The 18,554-nt window shown below is 71.5% G+C and carries 16 protein-coding genes; 6 read left to right on the top strand and 10 right to left on the bottom strand.

Annotated elements, in window-relative coordinates; translation table 11 throughout:
- Positions 1-4 precede the first annotated feature (4 nt).
- The 4 genes from pcaH to ACWD0J_RS08375 form a co-directional block, all read right to left on the bottom strand.
- Positions 5-778, bottom strand: coding sequence for a protocatechuate 3,4-dioxygenase subunit beta (gene pcaH, locus ACWD0J_RS08390; protein WP_451494972.1), 774 nt, complete (start codon positions 776-778; stop codon positions 5-7).
- A gap of 130 nt (positions 779-908) precedes the next feature.
- A complete protein-coding gene (locus ACWD0J_RS08385; RefSeq protein ID WP_451494971.1) occupies positions 909-2,111 on the bottom strand; it encodes a thiolase family protein in 1,203 nt (400 codons plus the stop codon).
- Positions 2,108-2,752 (bottom strand): 3-oxoacid CoA-transferase subunit B, encoded by a 645-nt coding sequence (locus ACWD0J_RS08380; protein ID WP_451494970.1) that lies wholly within the window; start codon positions 2,750-2,752, stop codon positions 2,108-2,110. Before ACWD0J_RS08380 ends, ACWD0J_RS08385 begins: the two co-directional genes overlap by 4 nt.
- The gene (locus ACWD0J_RS08375) at positions 2,752-3,534 is read right to left on the bottom strand and encodes a CoA transferase subunit A (protein ID WP_451494969.1); all 783 of its coding nucleotides are present in this window, start codon (positions 3,532-3,534) and stop codon (positions 2,752-2,754) included. Before ACWD0J_RS08375 ends, ACWD0J_RS08380 begins: the two co-directional genes overlap by 1 nt.
- A 210-nt stretch (positions 3,535-3,744) precedes the next feature.
- Here ACWD0J_RS08375 and ACWD0J_RS08370 point away from each other — a divergent pair, with 210 nt between their 5' ends.
- Entirely contained in the window at positions 3,745-4,209 is a 465-nt protein-coding gene (locus tag ACWD0J_RS08370) for a MarR family winged helix-turn-helix transcriptional regulator (RefSeq protein ID WP_451494968.1), read from the top strand.
- 16 nt (positions 4,210-4,225) lie between these two features.
- Here the strand turns inward: ACWD0J_RS08370 and ACWD0J_RS08365 are convergent, their stop codons facing one another.
- Complete coding sequence (locus ACWD0J_RS08365) at positions 4,226-5,230, bottom strand: DUF3048 domain-containing protein (protein WP_451494967.1); 1,005 nt, start codon at positions 5,228-5,230, stop codon at positions 4,226-4,228.
- A gap of 199 nt (positions 5,231-5,429) precedes the next feature.
- Between ACWD0J_RS08365 and ACWD0J_RS08360 the strand changes: the two genes are divergently transcribed.
- A complete protein-coding gene (locus ACWD0J_RS08360; RefSeq protein WP_451494966.1) occupies positions 5,430-6,620 on the top strand; it encodes a zinc-dependent alcohol dehydrogenase in 1,191 nt (396 codons plus the stop codon).
- Between the two features lies 1 nt (position 6,621).
- Here ACWD0J_RS08360 and ACWD0J_RS08355 read toward each other — a convergent pair whose 3' ends face one another.
- Complete coding sequence (locus ACWD0J_RS08355) at positions 6,622-7,692, bottom strand: ATP-dependent DNA ligase (protein WP_451494965.1); 1,071 nt, start codon at positions 7,690-7,692, stop codon at positions 6,622-6,624.
- Between the two features lie 74 nt (positions 7,693-7,766).
- On the opposite strand from ACWD0J_RS08355, the gene ligD reads away from it, so the two are divergent.
- Positions 7,767-8,807 (top strand): non-homologous end-joining DNA ligase, encoded by a 1,041-nt coding sequence (gene ligD / locus ACWD0J_RS08350; RefSeq protein ID WP_451494964.1) that lies wholly within the window; start codon positions 7,767-7,769, stop codon positions 8,805-8,807.
- Between the two features lie 57 nt (positions 8,808-8,864).
- Here ligD and ACWD0J_RS08345 read toward each other — a convergent pair whose 3' ends face one another.
- Both ACWD0J_RS08345 and ACWD0J_RS08340 read right to left on the bottom strand, forming a co-directional pair.
- Positions 8,865-11,051: an OmpL47-type beta-barrel domain-containing protein gene (locus tag ACWD0J_RS08345; RefSeq protein ID WP_451495031.1), complete on the bottom strand. Its 2,187-nt coding sequence runs from the start codon at positions 11,049-11,051 to the stop codon at positions 8,865-8,867.
- 14 nt (positions 11,052-11,065) lie between these two features.
- Positions 11,066-13,495, bottom strand: a complete 2,430-nt coding sequence (locus ACWD0J_RS08340; RefSeq protein WP_451495030.1) for a ThuA domain-containing protein — start codon at positions 13,493-13,495, stop codon at positions 11,066-11,068.
- Positions 13,496-13,750: 255 nt separating this feature from the next.
- Between ACWD0J_RS08340 and ACWD0J_RS08335 the strand changes: the two genes are divergently transcribed.
- Positions 13,751-14,713: a multicopper oxidase domain-containing protein gene (locus ACWD0J_RS08335; protein WP_451494963.1), complete on the top strand. Its 963-nt coding sequence runs from the start codon at positions 13,751-13,753 to the stop codon at positions 14,711-14,713.
- A gap of 129 nt (positions 14,714-14,842) precedes the next feature.
- Entirely contained in the window at positions 14,843-15,880 is a 1,038-nt protein-coding gene (locus ACWD0J_RS08330) for a LacI family DNA-binding transcriptional regulator (RefSeq protein WP_451494962.1), read from the top strand.
- Between the two features lie 5 nt (positions 15,881-15,885).
- Here the strand turns inward: ACWD0J_RS08330 and ACWD0J_RS08325 are convergent, their stop codons facing one another.
- Entirely contained in the window at positions 15,886-16,677 is a 792-nt protein-coding gene (locus ACWD0J_RS08325) for a VOC family protein (RefSeq protein WP_451494961.1), read from the bottom strand.
- Between the two features lie 254 nt (positions 16,678-16,931).
- On the opposite strand from ACWD0J_RS08325, the gene ACWD0J_RS08320 reads away from it, so the two are divergent.
- Complete coding sequence (locus tag ACWD0J_RS08320) at positions 16,932-17,177, top strand: WhiB family transcriptional regulator (protein ID WP_451494960.1); 246 nt, start codon at positions 16,932-16,934, stop codon at positions 17,175-17,177.
- A gap of 230 nt (positions 17,178-17,407) precedes the next feature.
- On the opposite strand, the gene ACWD0J_RS08315 is transcribed toward ACWD0J_RS08320, so the two are convergent.
- Positions 17,408-18,385 carry an acyl-ACP desaturase gene (locus ACWD0J_RS08315; protein WP_451494959.1) on the bottom strand — a complete coding sequence of 326 codons (978 nt, stop codon included), beginning with the start codon at positions 18,383-18,385 and terminating at the stop codon, positions 17,408-17,410.
- Positions 18,386-18,554: the final 169 nt, after the last annotated feature.

Below are 18,554 nucleotides of genomic sequence, written 5' to 3'. Positions count from 1 at the left end.
CAGCTCAGCGTCCTTCTTCGATCCAGGTGGCGTGCGGCCCGTCGAGCACGATGTCCCAGTGGTAGCCCATCGAGAACTCCGGGACCGACAGGTTGTGGTCGTACGTCGCCACCAGTCGCTGCCGGGCCGCGTCGTCCGTGACCGACTGGATGATCGGGTCGTACGGGAACAGCGGGTCGTTCGGGAAGTACATCTGGGTCACGAGCCGCTGGGTGAACGCCGAACCGAAGAGCGAGAAGTGGATGTGCGCCGGCCGCCAGGCGTTGACGTGCTGACGCCACGGGTACGGGCCCGGCTGGACGGTGGTGAACCGGTAGAAGCCGCTGTCGTCGGTCAGGGTGCGGCCGACGCCGGTGAAGTTCGGGTCCAGCGGGGCGTCGTGCTGCTCGCGCTGGTGCGCGTAGCGGCCGGCCGAGTTGGCCTGCCAGATCTCGACCAGCTGCCCGCGGACCGGACGCCCGTCCCGGTCCAGGAGCCGGCCGGAGACGGTGATGCGCTCGCCGATCGGCTCACCGTCGTGCTGCCGGGTGAGGTCGTTGTCGATCTCGGTGATGTCCCGTTCCCCGAAGGCGGGGGAGGACAGCTCCACCAGCTCCGGGTCCCGGCTCACGTCGATCGCGACCGGCGGCTGTGTGGGGTGCCGCAGGACCGAGGAGCGGTACGGGGCGTAGTCGCGGCGCGGCTGGTGCTCGACGGGCGCCCCGTCGGCGATCCGCTTCTCGTACGCGGCGCGCTCGGCCGCGATCTCCTGGTCGATGTCGTACTGCGTGAGAGTCATGAGGGTTCCTGGGATTCCCGACGGTCTCGTCGAACCAGGGGCGCGGATCGCGTCCCTGGAGGGGGCGGGGGAACTGCGCGACCAGCCACGGCCGGCCCGCGGTTCTCGGACGGCACGTCCGGCGGAGCGGCTAGCGCTCGAGGACGAGGGCGAGGCCCTGGCCCACGCCGATGCAGAGGGTGGCGACGCCGGTTCCGCCGCCCCGGCGGGCGAGCTGGTGGGCGACGGTGCCGGCGAGCCGGGCCCCGGAGGCGCCCAGCGGGTGGCCGAGGGCGATGGCCCCGCCCTGCGGGTTGAGGATCGCCGGGTCGAACGCGGGCCACTCGGCCACACAGCCCAGCACCTGGGCCGCGAAGGCCTCGTTCAGCTCCAGGACGGACAGCTCGTCGAACCCCTTGCCCGCCTTGGCCAGCGCGCGGTTGACCGCCTCGACGGGCGCGAGACCGAAGTAGTGCGGGTCCAGAGCGGAGACCCCGGTCGCCGAGATCCGGGCGAGCGGCTCGCGGCCGGTGGCCTTCAGCCCGTCCTCGTCGACCAGGAGCAGCGCGGCGGCGCCGTCGTTCAGGGGGGAGGCGTTGCCCGCGGTGACCGTGCCGTCCTCGGTGCGGAAGGAGGGCTTGAGCCTGGCCATGGCGCTCGGCGACGCATCCGGGCGTACGCACTCGTCGGCGCCGAAGACGACCGGCTCGCCTTTGCGCTGCGGGATCGACACCGGCGCGAGCTCCGCGTCGAACAGGCCCTCCGCCTGTGCCCGCGCGGCCTTTCGGTGGCTGGAGAGCGCGAACTCGTCTTGCTGCTCGCGGCTGATCCGGTGCTTGTCGGCGATCAGCTCCGCGCTCTCGCCGAGCGGGACGGTCCACTGCGGCTCCATCCGCGGGTTGACCATGCGCCAGCCCAGGGTGGTGGAGTACAGCTCGGTGTGCCCGGCCGGGAACGGCCTGTCCGACTTGGGCAGCACGTACGGCGCCCGGGTCATCGACTCCACGCCGCCGGCGACGGCGATGGAGGCGTCCCCGACGCCGATGGCGCGGGCCGCCTGGATCACGGCCTCCAGTCCGGAGGCGCACAGCCGGTTGACGGTCACCCCGGGCACCGACGTGGGCAGGCCCGCCAGCAGCGCGGCCATGCGGCCGACGTTGCGGTTCTCCTCGCCGGCGCCGTTGGCGTTGCCGAAGTAGACGTCCTCGATCCGGGACGGGTCCAACTGGGGGGTGCGGGCGAGGAGTTCCCGCAGGGCGTGGGCGGCCAGGTCGTCCGGCCGCACCGACGCCAGCGCGCCGTTGTAGCGCCCGATGGGGGTACGGACCGCGTCGACGATGTAGACGGGCTTCACTTCAGGTCCTCCGCGACGGTCAGCTTGGCGTCGGTCTTGCCGGTGATCTCGTCGACGTCCACACCGGGCGCCGTCTCCACGAGCACCAGGCCGTCCTCGGTGACGTCCAGGACGCCGAGGTCGGTGATGATCCGGTGCACGCAGGCCTTGCCGGTGAGCGGCAGCGCGCATTCGGCGAGGATCTTGGGCGAGCCGTCCTTGGCGGTGTGGGTCATCACCACGATGACCTTGCGGGCGCCGTGGACGAGGTCCATCGCCCCGCCGATCCCGGTGATCAGCTTGCCGGGGACGGCCCAGTTGGCGAGGTCGCCCGTCTGCGACACCTGCATGGCGCCCAGCACGGCGACGTCGATGTGCCCGCCCCGGATCATCGAGAACGACAGCGACGAGTCGAAGAAGGAGGCGCCCGGCAGCACCGTGACGGTCTCCTTGCCCGCGTTGATCAGATCGGGGTCGACCTGGTCCTCGGCGGGGTAGGGGCCGGTGCCCAGGATGCCGTTCTCGGATTCGAGGATCACCTCGACGCCGGGCGGAAGGTGGTTCGGGATCAGCGTCGGCAGACCGATGCCGAGGTTGACGTACTGGCCGTCCTCCAGCTCGCGGGCGGCCCGTGCGGCCATCTCCTCACGCGTCCAGGCCATCAGTCGCCCACCGTTCCCCGGGCCGCGGGCGCGGACACCGTACGTCGTTCGATCTGCTTGTCGGCGGCCTGCTCGGGAGTGAGCGCCACCACCCGCTGCACGAAGATCCCCGGCAGGTGCACCGCGTCCGGATCCAGCGCGCCGGGCTCCACCAGTTCCTCCACCTCGGCGACGGTCACCCGGCCGGCCATCGCGGCGAGCGGGTTGAAGTTGCGGGAGGACTTGTTGAAGACCAGGTTGCCGTACCGGTCGCCCTTGGCTGCCCGCACCAGCGCGAAGTCGGTGCGGATGCCCCGCTCCAGCACGTACTGCGTGCCGTCGAACTCCCGCACCTCCTTCGGCGGGGACGCCAGCGCGACGCCGCCGGAGCCGTCGTAGCGCCAGGGCAGCCCGCCGTCGGCGACCTGCGTGCCGACGCCGGCCGGGGTGTAGAAGGCGGGGATACCCGCGCCGCCGGCCCGCAGCCGCTCGGCCAGGGTGCCCTGCGGGATCATCTCGACCTCCAGCTCCCCGGCCAGGTACTGGCGGGCGAACTCCTTGTTGGCGCCGATGTAGGAGCCGGTCACCCGGGCGATCCGCCCCGCCGACAGCAGCACCGACAGGCCGGTGTCCATCGCCCCGCAGTTGTTGGAGACCACGCCGAGAGAGCCGACCCCGCGCTCGTACAGCGCCTGGATCAGTACGTTCGGCACACCGCTCAGCCCGAAGCCGCCGACGGCGAGCGACGCGCCGTCCGGCACATCGGCCACGGCCTCCAGGGCCGTGGCGACCACCTTGTCCATCCGTGAAGCCCCATCCCGTACGCGCACCCAGGTCTGCAATTAGTCAGGGCACTGATTATTTCAGCGAGGTGTCCTTCACGCTGCCACCGGCGGGCCGGGGCGTCAAGACCCAGGAGAAAGCCGAGGTCGGTTCGTTGTGACGATCCGGGACAGTGTCCACCTCGCCGGGTATTGTTCAGTGCACCAACGGATACGACCTCGGGAGCGCACATGGCCGCGGTGGACCTCTCCACCCACCCCGGGCACCTCGCCCGGCGGCTGCAGCAGGCGCACTACCTGCTGTGGAACACGATGGTCTCCGAGGAGATCACCTCGCCGCAGTTCGCGGTCCTGAACGCACTGGTCGCCGAACCCGGGCTCGACCAGCGCACGGTGGGGGAGCGGGTGGGGCTCGACCGGTCCACCATCGCCGAGGTGATCAGCCGGCTCGACCGGCGCGGACTGCTCGACAAGGTCCGCGACCCGCAGGACGGCCGCCGCTTCCTGCTGCGTCCGACCGACGAGGGGCTGCGCACCCACCGCAAGCTGACCGTGCGCACGGCCCGCATGAACCAGGTGTTCCTGGCGCCCCTCTCGGCCGAGGAGCAGAGCGTCTTCTTCGACCTCATCCGACGGGTCTCGGACGCGGCCGAAGGGCTGCGCAACCCCACGGAACCCCTCGCCACCCGGCCCTGAGCCCTCGCCCGTCGCCTCACGCCTCGGTGAACACGACCCACACCTGTCCCTCGGCGAAGTTCACCGGCGTGCCGTCCGCCGTCGTGAACCCGGTGCCGTCCGCGGCCGACCCGCGTTCCCAGCGCACGTCGTAGGAGCGGCCGTCGCGCAGCACCTCCGCCGTCCCGGAGCCGACCGTCTCGGTGTACGGCGTGTTGTTGCCGAGGAAGTCACGGAAGGCGGACTCGCGCACCCTCACGTGCTGCACGACGACCGTCGCCGGGGCCACCCGCTTCCCGTCGGTCGTCTCGGTCGGCGCCCCGTCCGTCGAGACCAGCCACCTGTCACGCTCCGCGGACCAGGTGAAGGTGAAGCGGGCCGCCGGATAGCGCACGGTCCGGGAGACCTGGGGCTCCCCGCCCTCGGGTGCGGCGCCGTAGCGGAAGCCGGTCGTCAGCGCGGCGGCGCCGGGCGCGGAGGCCATCAGCTCGTTCGGGCGCAGGTAGAGGTTGTGCGGGGCCGTCTTGTCGGCGCCGCGGTAGTAGGCGCCGGCCGCCTTCTCGGGGGTCCGCGCGTCCAGCGGCGCCCCGTCGATCAGCGGCATCAGCTTGCCCTGCGCGCCGGAGAAGGCGAGCGTCGGCCGCTCGAACTGGCGCAGCAGTTCCAGGTCCGACTCGCGGGCGCTGCGCACCGGCCCGACCGTCTTCGGCAGCTCGGTCGCGTACACCGCCATCAGCCGGCTCAGCCCGCCCTCGACCTGCTCCACGTACACGAGGTCCGCCGCGTCGAGGCCGGAATGGGGCCGGGCCGCCCGCGCGTTGTCGAGCTTCACGGCGAGTACGGAAGCACCGGTGGCGCCGCTCTCGTCCCGCCCCTCGTCCCGCCCCTCGCTCCGGCTCTGGCGCGGCCAAGGCGACTGTCCGCGGCCGTCGTCGGCCGGGCCGCCCGCACCCGTGCAGCCCGCCGCCAGCGAGGCCGTCAGCGTGGCGGCCAGCAGCGCGGCCGTCGTGGCGGCGCGCCGCGTGCGTGCCTTCTGTCCCATGCCCACCGTGCCACCCATCTCGTGCTCTTGATTGTGCGCTTATCGGTGCATTGCTGGCCATACCCGATCGATTCCGATTGCGCTCGTCGGGTAGGCCGATCGGCCCAGGTGCCGTCGTGCGTGGCGATTCACGGCGGTGGCGTCCGGGTACCCGGACGCCACCGCACACCGGACACGCCGACGTGACGAGGAGCGCGCGATGAAGGCAGTGACCTGGCAGGGCAAGCGGGACGTACGGGTGGAGAGCGTGCCCGATCCGACGATCCAGGAGCCGACGGACGCCGTCATCCGCGTCACCTCCACCGGGCTGTGCGGCTCCGACCTGCACCTCTACGAGGTGCTCACCCCGTTCATGACACCGGGCGACATCCTCGGCCACGAGCCCATGGGCATCGTCGAGGCGGTCGGCGCCGGGGTTCCGGACCTCAGCGCGGGCGACCGGGTCGTGGTGCCGTTCCAGATCGCGTGCGGCGGCTGCTGGATGTGCATGACCGGCCTGCCGACCCAGTGCGAGACCACCCAGGTCACCAGCGAGGGCATGGGCGCCGCCCTGTTCGGCTACACCCGCCTGTACGGCGCCGTACCGGGCGCCCAGGCCGAGTACCTGCGCGTGCCGCAGGCCCAGTACGGGCCGATCAAGGTCCCCGAGGGCCCGCCCGACGACCGGTTCGTCTACCTCTCCGACGTGCTGCCCACCGCCTGGCAGGCGGTCGCCTACGCCGACGTCCCGCAGGGCGGCAGCGTCGCCGTGCTCGGCCTCGGGCCGATCGGGGACATGGCGTGCCGGGTCGCGCAGGTGCGCGGCGCCGGCCGGGTGTTCGGCGTGGACCTGGTCACCGAGCGGCTGCGCCGGGCCCGCGCGCGGGGCGTGGAGACGTACGACCTCAGGAGCTTCGACAGCGAGAAGGAGCTGGTCCAGGCGATCCGCGACGAGACCGACGGGCGCGGCCCGGACGCCGTGATCGACGCCGTCGGCACCGAGGCCCACGGCAGCGCCGTCGCCAAGCTGGCCCAGCAGGCCTCGGCTCTGCTGCCGCGCAAGATCGGCGGGCCGTTCGCGGAACGCTTCAGCGTGGACCGGCTCGCCGCCTTCCACACCGCCATCGAGCTGGTGCGCCGGGGCGGCACGATCTCGCTGTCCGGCGTCTACGGCGGGATGGCCGACCCGCTGCCGATGCTCACCATGTTCGACAAACAGATCCAGATCCGGATGGGCCAGGCCAACGTCCGCCGCTGGGTCGACGACATCATCCCGTACCTCACCGACGAGGACCCGCTCGGTGTGGACGACTTCGCCACCCACCGGCTGCCGCTGGCGGACGCCCCGCACGCGTACGAGATGTTCCAGCGCAAGCGGGACGGCGCCGTCAAGGTGCTGATGACCCCCTGAGTCAGGCCGGCGGACCGAAGATCTCCGCCAGGTCGTAGCGCACCGGCTCCTCCAGCTGCGCGTAGGTGCAGCTCTCGGCGGTCCGGTCCGGGCGCCAGCGGCGGAAGCGGGCGGTGTGCCGGAAGCGCGCGCCGTTCTCCATGTGGTCGTACGCCACCTCGGCGACCCGCTCGGGCCGCAGCGGCACCCAGGACAGGTCCTTCTTGCCCGACCAGCGGCTGGGCGCGCCGGGCAGCCGGGCGCTCTCGTGCGCCGCCGCCTCGGCCCAGGCCGCCCACGGGTGGCCCCTGACGTCGTCCAGGCGCAGCGGCTCCAGCTCCTCGACCAGTTCGGCGCGCCGCTTCATCGGGAACGCGGCGGACACGCCCACATGCTGGAGGGCGCCCCGGTCGTCGTACAGACCGAGCAGCAGCGAGCCGACGACCGGGCCGCTCTTGTGCAGGCGGTAGCCCGCGACGACCACGTCGGCCGTCCGCTCGTGCTTGACCTTGAACATCGCCCGCTCGTCCTGGAGGTAGCGCACGGTCAGCGGCTTGGCGACGACCCCGTCCAGACCGGCCCCCTCGAACTGCTCGAACCACTGCCGCGCCACGTCGATGTCGGTCGTCGCCGGCGCCACGTGCACCGGTGCCGTCACCCCGGACAGGGCCGTGGTCAGCAGCGCCCGGCGGTCGACCAGCGGGACGTCCAGCAAGGACTCGTCCGCCAGCGCCAGCAGGTCGAAGGCCACGAACGACGACGGCGTCCGCTCGGCCAGCGTCCGCACCCGGGAGTCCGCCGGGTGGATGCGCTCGGTCAGCGCGTCGAAGTCCAGCCGCCCGTCCCGCGCGATGACGATCTCCCCGTCCATCACACACCGCTCCGGCAGCCGTTCCCGCAACGCCGCCACCAGCTCGGGGAAGTACCTGGTCAGCGGCTTGCCCGTGCGGCTGCCCAGCTCCACCTCGGCCCCGTCGCGGAACACCACCGCCCGGAACCCGTCCCACTTCGCCTCGTAGTGCATGCCGGGCGGGATCGCCGCCACCGACTTGGCGAGCATGGGCTTCACGGGCGGCATCACGGGCAGATCCATGCTCCGATTCTGCTCCGAGACCGAATGAAATGCCCGGTGTGCGAGGTTCGTGTGGCGCGCCTACCGTGGCTCGCATGGGTGACGCGGTGGAACTGGAGGCGGGCGGCCGGACCGTACGGCTGTCCAGCCCGGACAAGGTCTTCTTCCCGGAGCGCGGCTTCACCAAGCTGGACCTCGCCCGCTACTACCAGGCCGTCGGCCCCGGCATCCTGCGCGCCCTGCGCGACCGGCCGACCACCCTGGAGCGCTACCCGGACGGAGTCACCGGCGAGTCCTTCTTCCAGAAGCGGGCACCCAAGAACATGCCCGACTGGATCCCGACCGCCCACATCACCTTCCCCAGCGGCCGCAGCGCCGACGAGATGTGCCCCACCGAGGAGGCGGCCGTCCTGTGGGCCGCCCAGTTCGGCACCCTCACCTTCCATCCCTGGCCGGTGCGCCGCGACGACGTCGACCGCCCCGACGAACTCCGCATCGACCTCGACCCGCAGCCCGGCACCGACTACGACGACGCCGTCCGCGCCGCCCACGAACTGCGCGCCGTCCTCGACGAGTTCGGCGGCCTGCGCGGCTGGCCCAAGACCTCCGGCGGCCGGGGCCTGCACGTCTTCGTCCCCATCGCGCCGCACTGGACCTTCACCCAGGTGCGGCGCGCGGCCATCGCCGTCGGACGCGAGATGGAACGCCGGATGCCGGACCAGGTGACGATCAAGTGGTGGAAGGAGGAACGGGGCGCCCGCATCTTCCTGGACTACAACCAGACCGCCCGGGACCGCACGATCGCCTCCGCCTATTCCGTACGTCCGCGCCCGCACGCCCCGGTCTCGGCGCCCCTGCGCTGGGATGAGGTCGGCCCCGCGCACCCCCGGGACTTCGACATCGCGACCATGCCGGGCCGCTTCGCCGAACTGGGTGACGTGCACGCCGGCATGGACGAGCACGCCTTCTCGCTGGAGGCGCTCCTGGAACTGGCGCGCCGCGACGAGCACGATCACGGGCTCGGTGATCTGCCGTATCCGCCGGAGTACCCGAAGATGCCGGGGGAGCCGAAGCGGGTGCAGCCGAGCAAGGCGAGGAAGGAGGCGCCTTCGCCGAAGGCGCCTCCCGGGGCGTGACCTCACGGTGCGGTGGCCCGGTGGCCCGGTGGCCCGGTGGCCCGGTGGCCCGGTGGCCTACAACTCCTTGATCCGGATGTCCCGGTACGAGACGACGTCCGTCGTGCCGTGCACCTGGAGGCCGATGTAGCCGGAGGCGAACCGCCGCCCGTCCGTGCCCGGGTCGTCCGGGCGGGGCGGGGAGAAGTCCTGGCCGCCGAGGTTGTCGAACTCGTTGATCAGCACGCCGTTGCGGTGGACCGAGTAGTGCTGGCCGACCACCCGGATCTCGTAGTCGTTCCAGGTGCCCTTCTGAGTGACGCCGGCACCGGCGAGCCCCACCCGGTCGAAGCCGTAGACCGAGCCCGTCTTGTACATGTCGCCGTCGGGCCGGTCGAGCACCTGCACCTCGTGCCCGTACTTGATGGCGACCCACTCCGGCCGCGACTCCTCCGGGTGGTCATGGACCCACGGGAACCGCACGAACACACCGGAGTTGGCGTTACCGGTGCCCGGAGCGTCGTCGCGCCACTGGAGCCTGAGCGAGAAGTCGCCGTACGTGCGCTGCGGGAACCACAGCATGCCCAGGCCGGCCTGCGTGGTGCCGGAGGTGATCGACCCGTCGGCGTTCAGCGCGAACGAACCGCCGCCCGCCTGCCGCCACTTGGCGAAGGAATCCGCGCTGCCGTCGAGGATCGGGCGGTAGCCCTCGGTCTGGCCGGGCGTGCCGAGCCCCGACGCGCGGGCCGCCTCCCGCACGGCGTCGTACTCGCGCTGGTCGACCACCTTCTCCTTCAGAAGCCTGTCCAGGACCGCTCTCACGTGCTTGAGGAACAGCGCCTGCGAGGTCCACTCCTTCTCGTCCTCGATCAACTCGCCGATCCTGCACCGGTTGTTCGTCACCCGGTTGGGCACACCCGAGTCGACCGTGCCGACGATCACCGTCAACCGCTCGTCGTACTCCGGGCACGGGGGCGCGGGCACCCCGCCGGCCACCACCGTGAAGCTCACCGTGCGGGCGGCGGAGGTGTTGCCCGCCTTGTCGCTCGCCCGGTACGCCACGGTGTGCGCGCCCGCACGGTCGACCACCACGGGGATGCTGTATGCGATATACGGGCCACCGTCGAGGGAATACTCGATCCGGTCGACGCCCGAACCGCCGTGGTTGTCGGTGGCGCTCACGGTGACGCTCGCCCGGCCCACATACGCCCCGTCGGAGTTCCGCGTACCGTCGACGGCCACACCCGTCACCGGCGGGGTCGTGTCCTGCGGGAGTGCCGGGACCACCGTGAACCGCACGCTCTTCTCCGCGGCCACGTTGCCGGCCTTGTCGGTGGCCCGGTAGCGGACGGTGTGCGCGCCCGCCTGGTGCACCATCACGGGGGCGGTGTACGGCTGCCAGGCACCGGAGCCGACCGCGTACTCGATGGTGTTGACCCCGGAGCCGGTGTCGGAGGCCGTGACGGTGACGGTGGCCATGTCGACGTAGGTCCCGTCGGTGTTCTGCCGGCCGCTCACCGTCGCCGAGGTGTCCGGTGGCGTCGTGTCGTCGGAGGCCGGTGGGACGACCGTGAACCGCGCGCTCTTCTCCGGCGACACGTTGCCCGCCTTGTCGAGTGCGCGATAGCGGATGGTGTGACTGCCGGCCTGGTCCACGACGACGGGTGCGGTGTACGGAAGCCAGTCGCCCGTATCTCCGACCGCGTACTGTATGCCGTCGACACCCGAACCGCCGTCCTCGTCGGTCGCGCTGATCGCGACGCTCGCCGAACCGACGTACTCGCCCTGCGCGTTCTGCGCCCCGGTCACCTGCGCGGCCGTCTCGGGCGGTGTGGTGTCCTCGCCGCCGCCCTCGGTCACCACGAGGATGCCTTGCATCTGACCGTGGCCGGGAATCGTGCAGTGGTAGAAGTACCGGCCCGGGGTGAGCGTGACCTCGGCGGTGTGGCGGCCGCCCATGGCGTCGTGCGGGTTGGCGAGGATGTTCAGCGCCACGTCGTCGTTGAACTCGGGATCCGAGGTCACGAACGTCAGCGTGTGCGGCATGCCGGTGGTGTTGCCGGTCGCCGCGCTGTTCTCGAAGACGATCGTCGCCGGACCCGCGACGGCCGTCGCGGGCGCGGAGGTGTACCTGTCGATGTCGTTGCCGGCGGTCCAGGTGAGCACCTGGGCGGCGGCCGGTTCCGCCACCTCCTCGGATTCCGCGACGGACACGGCCTGCAGCCCGAGCATCACCAGCACGGCCGCCAACAGGGCCGTCCACATTCTTCGCTGCCGTGTCACCGCGTCCCCCTCGCCAGCTGACCGGCGGCCGGGGTCGGCCCGCCGCCGGTGTACGTGACCCGCCACAGCGCCGACCTGGCGTCCGAGGTGAAGAAGCCGCGGCCGTAGTCGAGGACGTACAGGGCGCCGTCCGGACCGAACTTCCAGTCCATGAGGTTCTTGATGCCGTCGTTGCCGATCGGCACGATCTTCTTCAGGGACTCCGCGTGGACCGGCAGACCGCCGTCGCCGTGGTTCGCCGGGTCGGTGAGCACGGCGTTGCGCGGCTGGTCGGCGTCGTAGAAGTCACCGACGAACCACTTGCCGTCCCAGTAGGCGGGCCACTTCGTGGAGCTGGTGCTCGCCGCGTCGTAGCGGTAGACCGGCCCGTTCATCGCGGCCTGTCCGCCGCCCTTGAGCCACGGCAGCCGGTAGGTGGCCTCCTCCTGCCGGTACGAGGGGACACCGTTCGCGTCGCGCGGGAAGTCCGGCGCGCCGCCCTGCGGGGAGTACCAGATGTTGTTGCCGGTGACCGGCGGCAGGTTGACCAGGCCGTCGTTGTTCGGCGACTCGTTCTTCGGGTGGTCGCAGTCGTACCAGCCGAGCGGCTGGGCCGGATCCGGCAGGTTGCGGTCCCGGTAGGGCTGCCGGTTGCCCATGCAGTAGGGCCAGCCCCGGTTGCCCGCCTTGGTGATCACGGCGAAGGTGTCGTACTTCGCCGGGCCCCAGGTCGGCGACGGAGCACCGGCGTCCGGGCCGACCCAGCCCGCGTACAGGATGTCGGTCTGCCGGTCCACGAAGATGCGCGCCGGGTTGCGCACGCCCATCACATAGATCTCGCCGCGGGTCTTGCCGCCGCCCTCGGCGGTCTCCCGCCCGGTGAAGAGGTTACCCTCGGGGAGCGTGTACGTCCCGTCGGGTTCCGGGTGGATGCGCAGGATCTTGCCGTTGAGGTTGTTGGTGTTGCCGGCGGTGCGGCGCGCGTCGGCGAAGGAGACGCCCTTGTAGGCCGGCTGCGGGTTGTTGCCGGAGTAACCGCCGCTGAAACCGCTGGAGTTGTTGTCACCGGTGGCGATGTACAGGTTGCCCTTGGAGTCCCAGGCCATCCCGCCGCCCGCGTGGCAGCAACTGTGCACCTGCACCGGCCACGTGAGCAGCACCTTCTCGCTGCCCAGGTCCAGTCTGTTCGTCGCGAGGTCGAACGTGAAGCGGGAGACGCGCCGTTCGGCCATCCGCTTGTCGCGGTCGAGTCCCGCGTGGGGTGTGTAGTGGAGGTACACCCAGCCGTTCTGCTGGAAGCGCGGGTCGAGTTCGATGCCGAGCAGGCCCTCCTCGACCTTGACCAGTTCGTCGCCGCCGCCCTTGTTGCCGAAGACGGTCAACTCGCCTGCCAGGGTCACCTTCTTGGCCGCCGGGTCGTAGACGTGGATCTCCCCGCGGCCCTTGCCGATGTCCGGGTCGTTCCAGTCGGTGATCACGGGCTGGGAGGAGTCGGCGCCGCCCCGGCCGATGTAGAGCACCCGGCCGTCGGGCGCGGTGACCAGGCCGTGCGGTTCGCCGATCTGGTCGTTCAGGCCGGGCTGGTTGGGCTGGGTGAGCCGCTCCGCCCTGTAGTTGCCGGTGACGGTCGCCTTGCAGTCGGCCTGCGCCAGACGGGTGGTCCACAGCAGCGCGCCGCGCAGATGCGCGCGGAAGTCCGCCTCGTCGTACGACGACACCGTGCCGCCCATGGCGGTGTAGAAGGAGCGTCCGCCGTCGTAGTCCCGGCACCAGCTCACGGGGTGGTCCCAGCCGTTGGCGCTCGCGCCCGGCTGGTAGGTCGACTCCCGTACACGGGCGACTGTATGCACGTCTCCCGACGGGTTCTTCACCCAGTTGAACCACCGGTCGGGCCGCTTCCACTGGACCGGCAGGTCCCGGGTGGCCGGATGACGACGGTCGCCGACCTCGACGGTGGCCCGCTGCACGGCCGTCGGGCTGGACGCGGCCGGGCGGGCGCCGACGAGACCGGTGAACCAGTCCGAGTACGGCTCCGCGCGGGCCGCGTCGTGGAGGCCGACGAAACCGCCGCCGGCCTCCATGTAGGCCTCCAGGCCCGCTTCCTGCTCCGGGTCCAGGATGTCTCCGCCGCCGGTCAGGAACACGATCGCGTGGTAGGTGCCCAACTCCGCCTCGTCGGTGAAGACCGCGGCGTCGCCGGTCGCCTCGACCTCGTAGCGCTGGTCCGCCGGGCCGGTCAGCCCGAGGTTCTCGATGGCCTGGATCCCGGCGTTCACGACGGGGGACTCGTCCCCGGCCGCCGCGGACCCGTGGAAGAGCAGCACCCGTACGTTCGCGCCGCCCGGCGGCGACGTGACGGACATCGTTGTCAGGCCCGGATCCGGATCCGGACGCGCGGTGGCGGTCGGGCCCGACAGCAGCCCGGCGGCGACGACCCCGCCGGCCACGGCGGCTACCCAGGCCCGTCGTCCGGTGCTTCTCGCGCCTTTCGTGCTCAACCCTCGTAAGTGCATGGGCACCTCCTCGGTCACAGCGACAGCGCAAAGGAAGCTAGACCCCTTTGCGTGACGCGCCAATACGTATGACCGGACTGGCACGAACTTTGTCCTGGGTGTGGAGAAACGGGAGCCGGACCGCTACCGTCTCACCCGTTCATCACAGGTGCGCCTCCGCAAATTCCGTATCAGGGTGGGGAGTTCCGCATGGACAGACGCGGATTCAACCGGCGTGTGCTGCTGGGCGGCGCGGTCGTCGCGACATCGTTGTCCCTGGGACCCGAGGCCATGAGTGCCGCCACCCCGGCGCGCACCGCCCCGGCCGGGGGCGAGGTCAGGCGCCTCAAGCTGTACGCCGAGAAGCTGGCCGACGGGCAGATGGGATACGGCTTCGAGAAGGGCGGGGCGACGATCCCCGGACCGCTGATCGAACTCAACGAGGGCGACACGCTGCACATCGAGTTCGAGAACACGATGGACGTCGCGGTGAGTCTGCACGTGCACGGTCTGGACTACGAGATCACCAGCGACGGCACGAAGCTCAACCGCAGCGACGTGGAGCCGGGCGGTACCCGCACCTACACCTGGCGCACCCACGCCCCCGGCCGTCGCAAGGACGGCACCTGGCGGGCCGGCAGCGCGGGCTACTGGCACTACCACGACCACGTCGTCGGCACGGAACACGGCACCGGCGGCATCCGCAGGGGCCTGTACGGTCCGGTGATCGTCCGGCGCGAGGGGGACGTCCTGCCCGACAGGACGCACACCGTCGTCTTCAACGACATGCTGATCAACAACCAACCGGCGCACAGCGGCCCGGACTTCGAGGCCACGGTAGGGGACCGGGTCGAGTTCGTGATGATCACGCACGGCGAGTTCTACCACACCTTCCACATGCACGGTCACCGCTGGGCGGACAACCGCACGGGCATGCTCACCGGGCCCGACGACCCCAGCCAGGTCATCGACAACAAGATCGTGGGCCCGGCGGACTCCTTCGGCTTCCAGGTGATCGCGGGGGAGGGCGTCGGGGCGGGCGCGTGGATGTACCACTGCCACGTGCAGAGCCACTCCGACATGGGGATGGTGGGGCTGTTCCTGGTCAAGAAGACGGACGGGACGATCCCGGGCTACGAGCCGCACGAGCACGGGTCCGGGCACGCCCACTGACCGCCCAAGCGGGTACCCGGCGCCCCGAGATCCCGGGCACGGGCGCCGGCGATGACGTCGAGAGCGCTCTCACTCCCGCTCTCTCACCAGGGCTATCCTGATCGGCACCCGCCGGTGAGGAGTCCCGAAGTGACCGAGACAGTGCCGCGTCCCACCCTGGAGGCCGTGGCCGCGCTGGCCGGGGTGTCGCGGGCCACCGCCTCCCGGGTGGTCAACGGCGGGGACGGTGTGCGGGAGCCGCTGGTCGAACGGGTCCGGAGGGCGGTCGAGGAGCTCGGGTACGTGCCCAACCAGGCCGCCCGCAGCCTGGTGACGAGACGGCAGGACGCCATCGCCGTGGTCGTCGCCGAACCGGAGACCCGGGTCTTCGCGGACCCGTTCTTCGCGCTGCAACTGCGCGGGATCAGCAAGGAGCTGACGGCTCACGACAACCAGCTCGTGCTGCTGCTCACCGAGGGCCGTGACGACCACGCCCGGGTCGGCCGCTACCTCGCCGGCGGTCACGTCGACGGGGCGCTCGTGTTCTCGCTGCACCTCGACGACCCGCTGCCCGGGCTGATCCGGCGGGCGGGCATCCCCACCGTCTTCGGGGGACGCCCCGGCTGGAACGACGACGGCGACGGCGAGGGCGTCGTGTACGTCGACAGCGACAACCGGGGCGGCGCCCGCCAGGCCGTACGCCATCTCGTCGGCCTCGGCCGCAGCCACGTCGCCCACATCACCGGCCCTCTCGACCAGACCTCGGCGGCGGACCGGCTCGACGGGTTCCGGGACGTCCTGCCCGACGCCGACCCGCGGATGGTGGTGGAGGGCGACTTCACGCCGGCCGGCGGCGAGCTGGCGATGCGGGAACTCCTCGACCGCTGCCCCGGCGTGGACGCCGTGTTCGCCGCCAACGACCTGACCGCCGCCGGTGCCCTGCGGGTACTGCGCGAGCACGGGCGGCGGGTGCCCGAGGACGTCGCCGTGATCGGCTTCGACGACATGCTGCCCGTCGCCGAACAGACCGATCCGCCGCTCACCACGATCCGTCAGGACATCGAGGAGATGGGCCGACTGATGGCCCGCCTGCTGCTGCGCGGCCCCGAGCGCCCCACCACCGCCAAGGAGGCGGCACCGCCCGGCGTCGTCCTGCCGACGACCCTGGTCCGCCGCGCCACCGCCTGACGCCGCTACACCTGCTGCGGCGGCGCGCTCCTGAGCACCGCGAAGCGGGCACCGTACGGGTCGGCGAGCTCGGCGATCCGGCCGACGTCGGCCAGGTCCGTCGCCGGCAGGCGCACCGTGCCGCCCCGTTCCCGCGCCGTGCTGACCGCCGCGTCCGCGTCCGGCACCTCGAAGTACGGCAGCCAGGTCCCGGACGCCGCCTGGGTCGGGTCGTCCTCCAGCGGGACGAGGCCGCCGAACATGGCGCCGGACTCGGTGCCCTGGGGATGGACGGTGGTGTACGTGTTCCCGGCGAACGTGAAGGCGGAGGTCTCCCATCCGAACAGCGCGTGGTAGAAACCGGCGGCCGCGGGCAGGTCCGGTGTGTACAGCTCCAGCCAGCACAGTGCGCCGGGTTCCTGCACGACGTCCAGGCCCTTGCCGGCCGCGGGCTGCCAGATGCCGAAGGACACGCCCGCCTGGTCGGCGAGGATCGCCGCGCGGCCGAGATCCATGACGTCCATGGGCTGCATGAGCACCGAGCCGTGCGCCTGCTCGGCCGCCTTCGCGGTGGCGTCGGCGTCCGGCGTCCGGAAGTACACGGTCCAGGAGGGCGGGCCCTGGTCCGGGGTGGTCTGCATGCCGCCCGCGGCCGTTCTGCCGTCGAGCTGGAAGAAGCCGTAACCGCCGGCCTCCGGCCCGCCGGGCCGGAACCGCCAGCCGAGGATCGCGCCGTAGAAGGAGGCGGCGCCCTCGATGTCGGGAGTGCCGAGGTCGAGCCAGTTCGGAGCGCCGGTGACATAACGGGTGGTGAGCATCTCTGCCCTCCTCTGAGGGGTCCCGTTGCCTGCACTGCCGAGTCTCGCACCGCGCACTGACACACGCGCGGGGTCCGGCCGACGGGTCAGGTCACCCTGGGTGACCGGCGGACGTCGTCTTGTCGTACCGCGCTCCGCGCGCCGCCGTGCGCCGGGGTGCCCGGCCGGGTCATCATCGGGCGGCCGGAGGCCTCGGACGCGGCGTTGATCGCACGTTGATGGAACGTTTTCCGCCGCCCGGCACGCTCTGGTCCATGCACATCGACACCATCACCCCGGCCGGTCCCGGCTGGCAGACCCAGGCCCTGTGCGCACAGACCGGGGCGGACTTCTTCTTCCCCGAGCCGGGCAGCTCGGTACGGGAGGCGAAACGCATCTGCGGCATGTGCGAGATGCGGACCGCGTGCCTGGAGTACGCGCTGGCCAACGACGAGCGCTTCGGCGTGTGGGGCGGCCTGTCGGAGAAGGAACGCCTGCAGCTGAGGCGCGCGCGACCTTGACGCGCCGAAGCCATGGCCGGCCGTCGGGCTGAAGGCCCTGGCCCGCCGTCACGCTGCGACCCCGGCCCAAGGCGCCGCCGGACCGCAACTCGACCGCACGCCCCGGTCCACGGCGTCAGGGCGGGGGCGTCGTGCCGGGGCGGTCGGGCCGGGCGGGCGCGCGCCGGGCTCCGGAACCGGGACACCCGGTTCCGGTCGTTCCGGCCGCACCCGACCCCCCGTACGCGGCGTCAGCCGGCGGCGCGGGCCGCCATCCGCGCCTTGCGCGCGGCCAGCTTCTCGTCGAACTTCGCGGCCTCGGAGTCCAGGCCGCCCATGTACAGGCCGAGTTCCTCCTGCGCCTTGAGGCCCTCCGGGCCGAGGCCGTCGATCTCCAGGACCCTCAGGAAGCGCAGCACGGGCTGGAGCACGTCGTCGTGGTGGATGCGCATGTTGTAGATCTCGCCGATCGCCATCTGCGCGGCGGCCCGCTCGAAGCCGGGCATGCCGTGGCCGGGCATCCGGAAGTTCACGATCACGTCGCGCACCGCCTGCATCGTCAGGTCGGGCGCCAGCTCGAAGGCCGCCTTCAGCAGGTTCCGGTAGAAGACCATGTGCAGGTTCTCGTCGGTCGCGATGCGGGCCAGCATGCGGTCGCAGACCGGGTCCCCGGACTGGTGGCCGGTGTTGCGGTGCGAGACGCGGGTCGCCAGCTCCTGGAAGGCGACGTAGGCCACCGAGTGGAGCATGGAGTGACGGTTGTCCGACTCGAAGCCCTCGCTCATGTGGGCCATCCGGAACTGCTCCAGCTGGTCCGGGTCCACCGCGCGCGAGGTGAGCAGGTAGTCGCGCATCACGATGCCGTGCCGGCCCTCCTCCGCGGTCCAGCGGTGCACCCAGGTGCCCCAGGCGCCGTCACGGCCGAAGAGGGAGGCGATCTCGTGGTGGTAGCTGGGGAGGTTGTCCTCCGTGAGAAGGTTGACCACCAGCGCGATCCGGCCGATCTCGGTGACCTTGGACTGCTCCTTCTCCCAGGCCTCGCCGTCCTCGAAGATGCCGGGGAAGTTGCGGCCGTCACTGAACGGCACGTACTCGTGCGGCATCCAGTCCTTGGCGACCTTCAGGTGCCGGTTGAGCTCCTGCTCGACCACTTCCTCCAGCGCGTACAGCAGGCGGGCGTCGGTCCAGGCGGAGGACGGGCTGCCGAGGTGAGGGGAAGTGATCGTCACGGGTACTCCATGGGGACGCGGAACTGAAGTCGGAAACGGCCGGCGAGCGGTGCCTGCCTGTACCTACGGAATCGTAGGCTACGTACCCGTAGGTTACGAGACCGTAGGTTAAGAACGATGTAAAGATCCCTGATCAGGCGTGTACCCCCGGCGTGGCGAACGATTCCGG

The organism is Streptomyces sp. NPDC003011 (assembly GCF_053591515.1).
This window is presented reverse-complemented; position numbering and strand designations above follow the sequence as displayed.

Bases quoted from the DNA above. Each gene is read 5' to 3' on its own strand.
- pcaH (WP_451494972.1), bottom strand. From the start codon at position 778: ATGACTCTCACGCAGTACGACATCGACCAGGAGATCGCGGCCGAGCGC.
- ACWD0J_RS08380 (WP_451494970.1), bottom strand. From the start codon at position 2,752: ATGGCCTGGACGCGTGAGGAGATGGCCGCACGGGCCGCCCGCGAGCTG.
- ACWD0J_RS08375 (WP_451494969.1), bottom strand. From the start codon at position 3,534: ATGGACAAGGTGGTCGCCACGGCCCTGGAGGCCGTGGCCGATGTGCCG.
- ACWD0J_RS08370 (WP_451494968.1), top strand. From the start codon at position 3,745: ATGGCCGCGGTGGACCTCTCCACCCACCCCGGGCACCTCGCCCGGCGG.
- ACWD0J_RS08365 (WP_451494967.1), bottom strand. From the start codon at position 5,230: ATGGGACAGAAGGCACGCACGCGGCGCGCCGCCACGACGGCCGCGCTG.
- ACWD0J_RS08360 (WP_451494966.1), top strand. From the start codon at position 5,430: ATGAAGGCAGTGACCTGGCAGGGCAAGCGGGACGTACGGGTGGAGAGC.
- ACWD0J_RS08355 (WP_451494965.1), bottom strand. From the start codon at position 7,692: ATGGATCTGCCCGTGATGCCGCCCGTGAAGCCCATGCTCGCCAAGTCG.
- ligD (WP_451494964.1), top strand. From the start codon at position 7,767: ATGGGTGACGCGGTGGAACTGGAGGCGGGCGGCCGGACCGTACGGCTG.
- ACWD0J_RS08345 (WP_451495031.1), bottom strand. From the start codon at position 11,051: ATGTGGACGGCCCTGTTGGCGGCCGTGCTGGTGATGCTCGGGCTGCAG.
- ACWD0J_RS08335 (WP_451494963.1), top strand. From the start codon at position 13,751: ATGGACAGACGCGGATTCAACCGGCGTGTGCTGCTGGGCGGCGCGGTC.
- ACWD0J_RS08325 (WP_451494961.1), bottom strand. From the start codon at position 16,677: ATGCTCACCACCCGTTATGTCACCGGCGCTCCGAACTGGCTCGACCTC.
- ACWD0J_RS08320 (WP_451494960.1), top strand. From the start codon at position 16,932: ATGCACATCGACACCATCACCCCGGCCGGTCCCGGCTGGCAGACCCAG.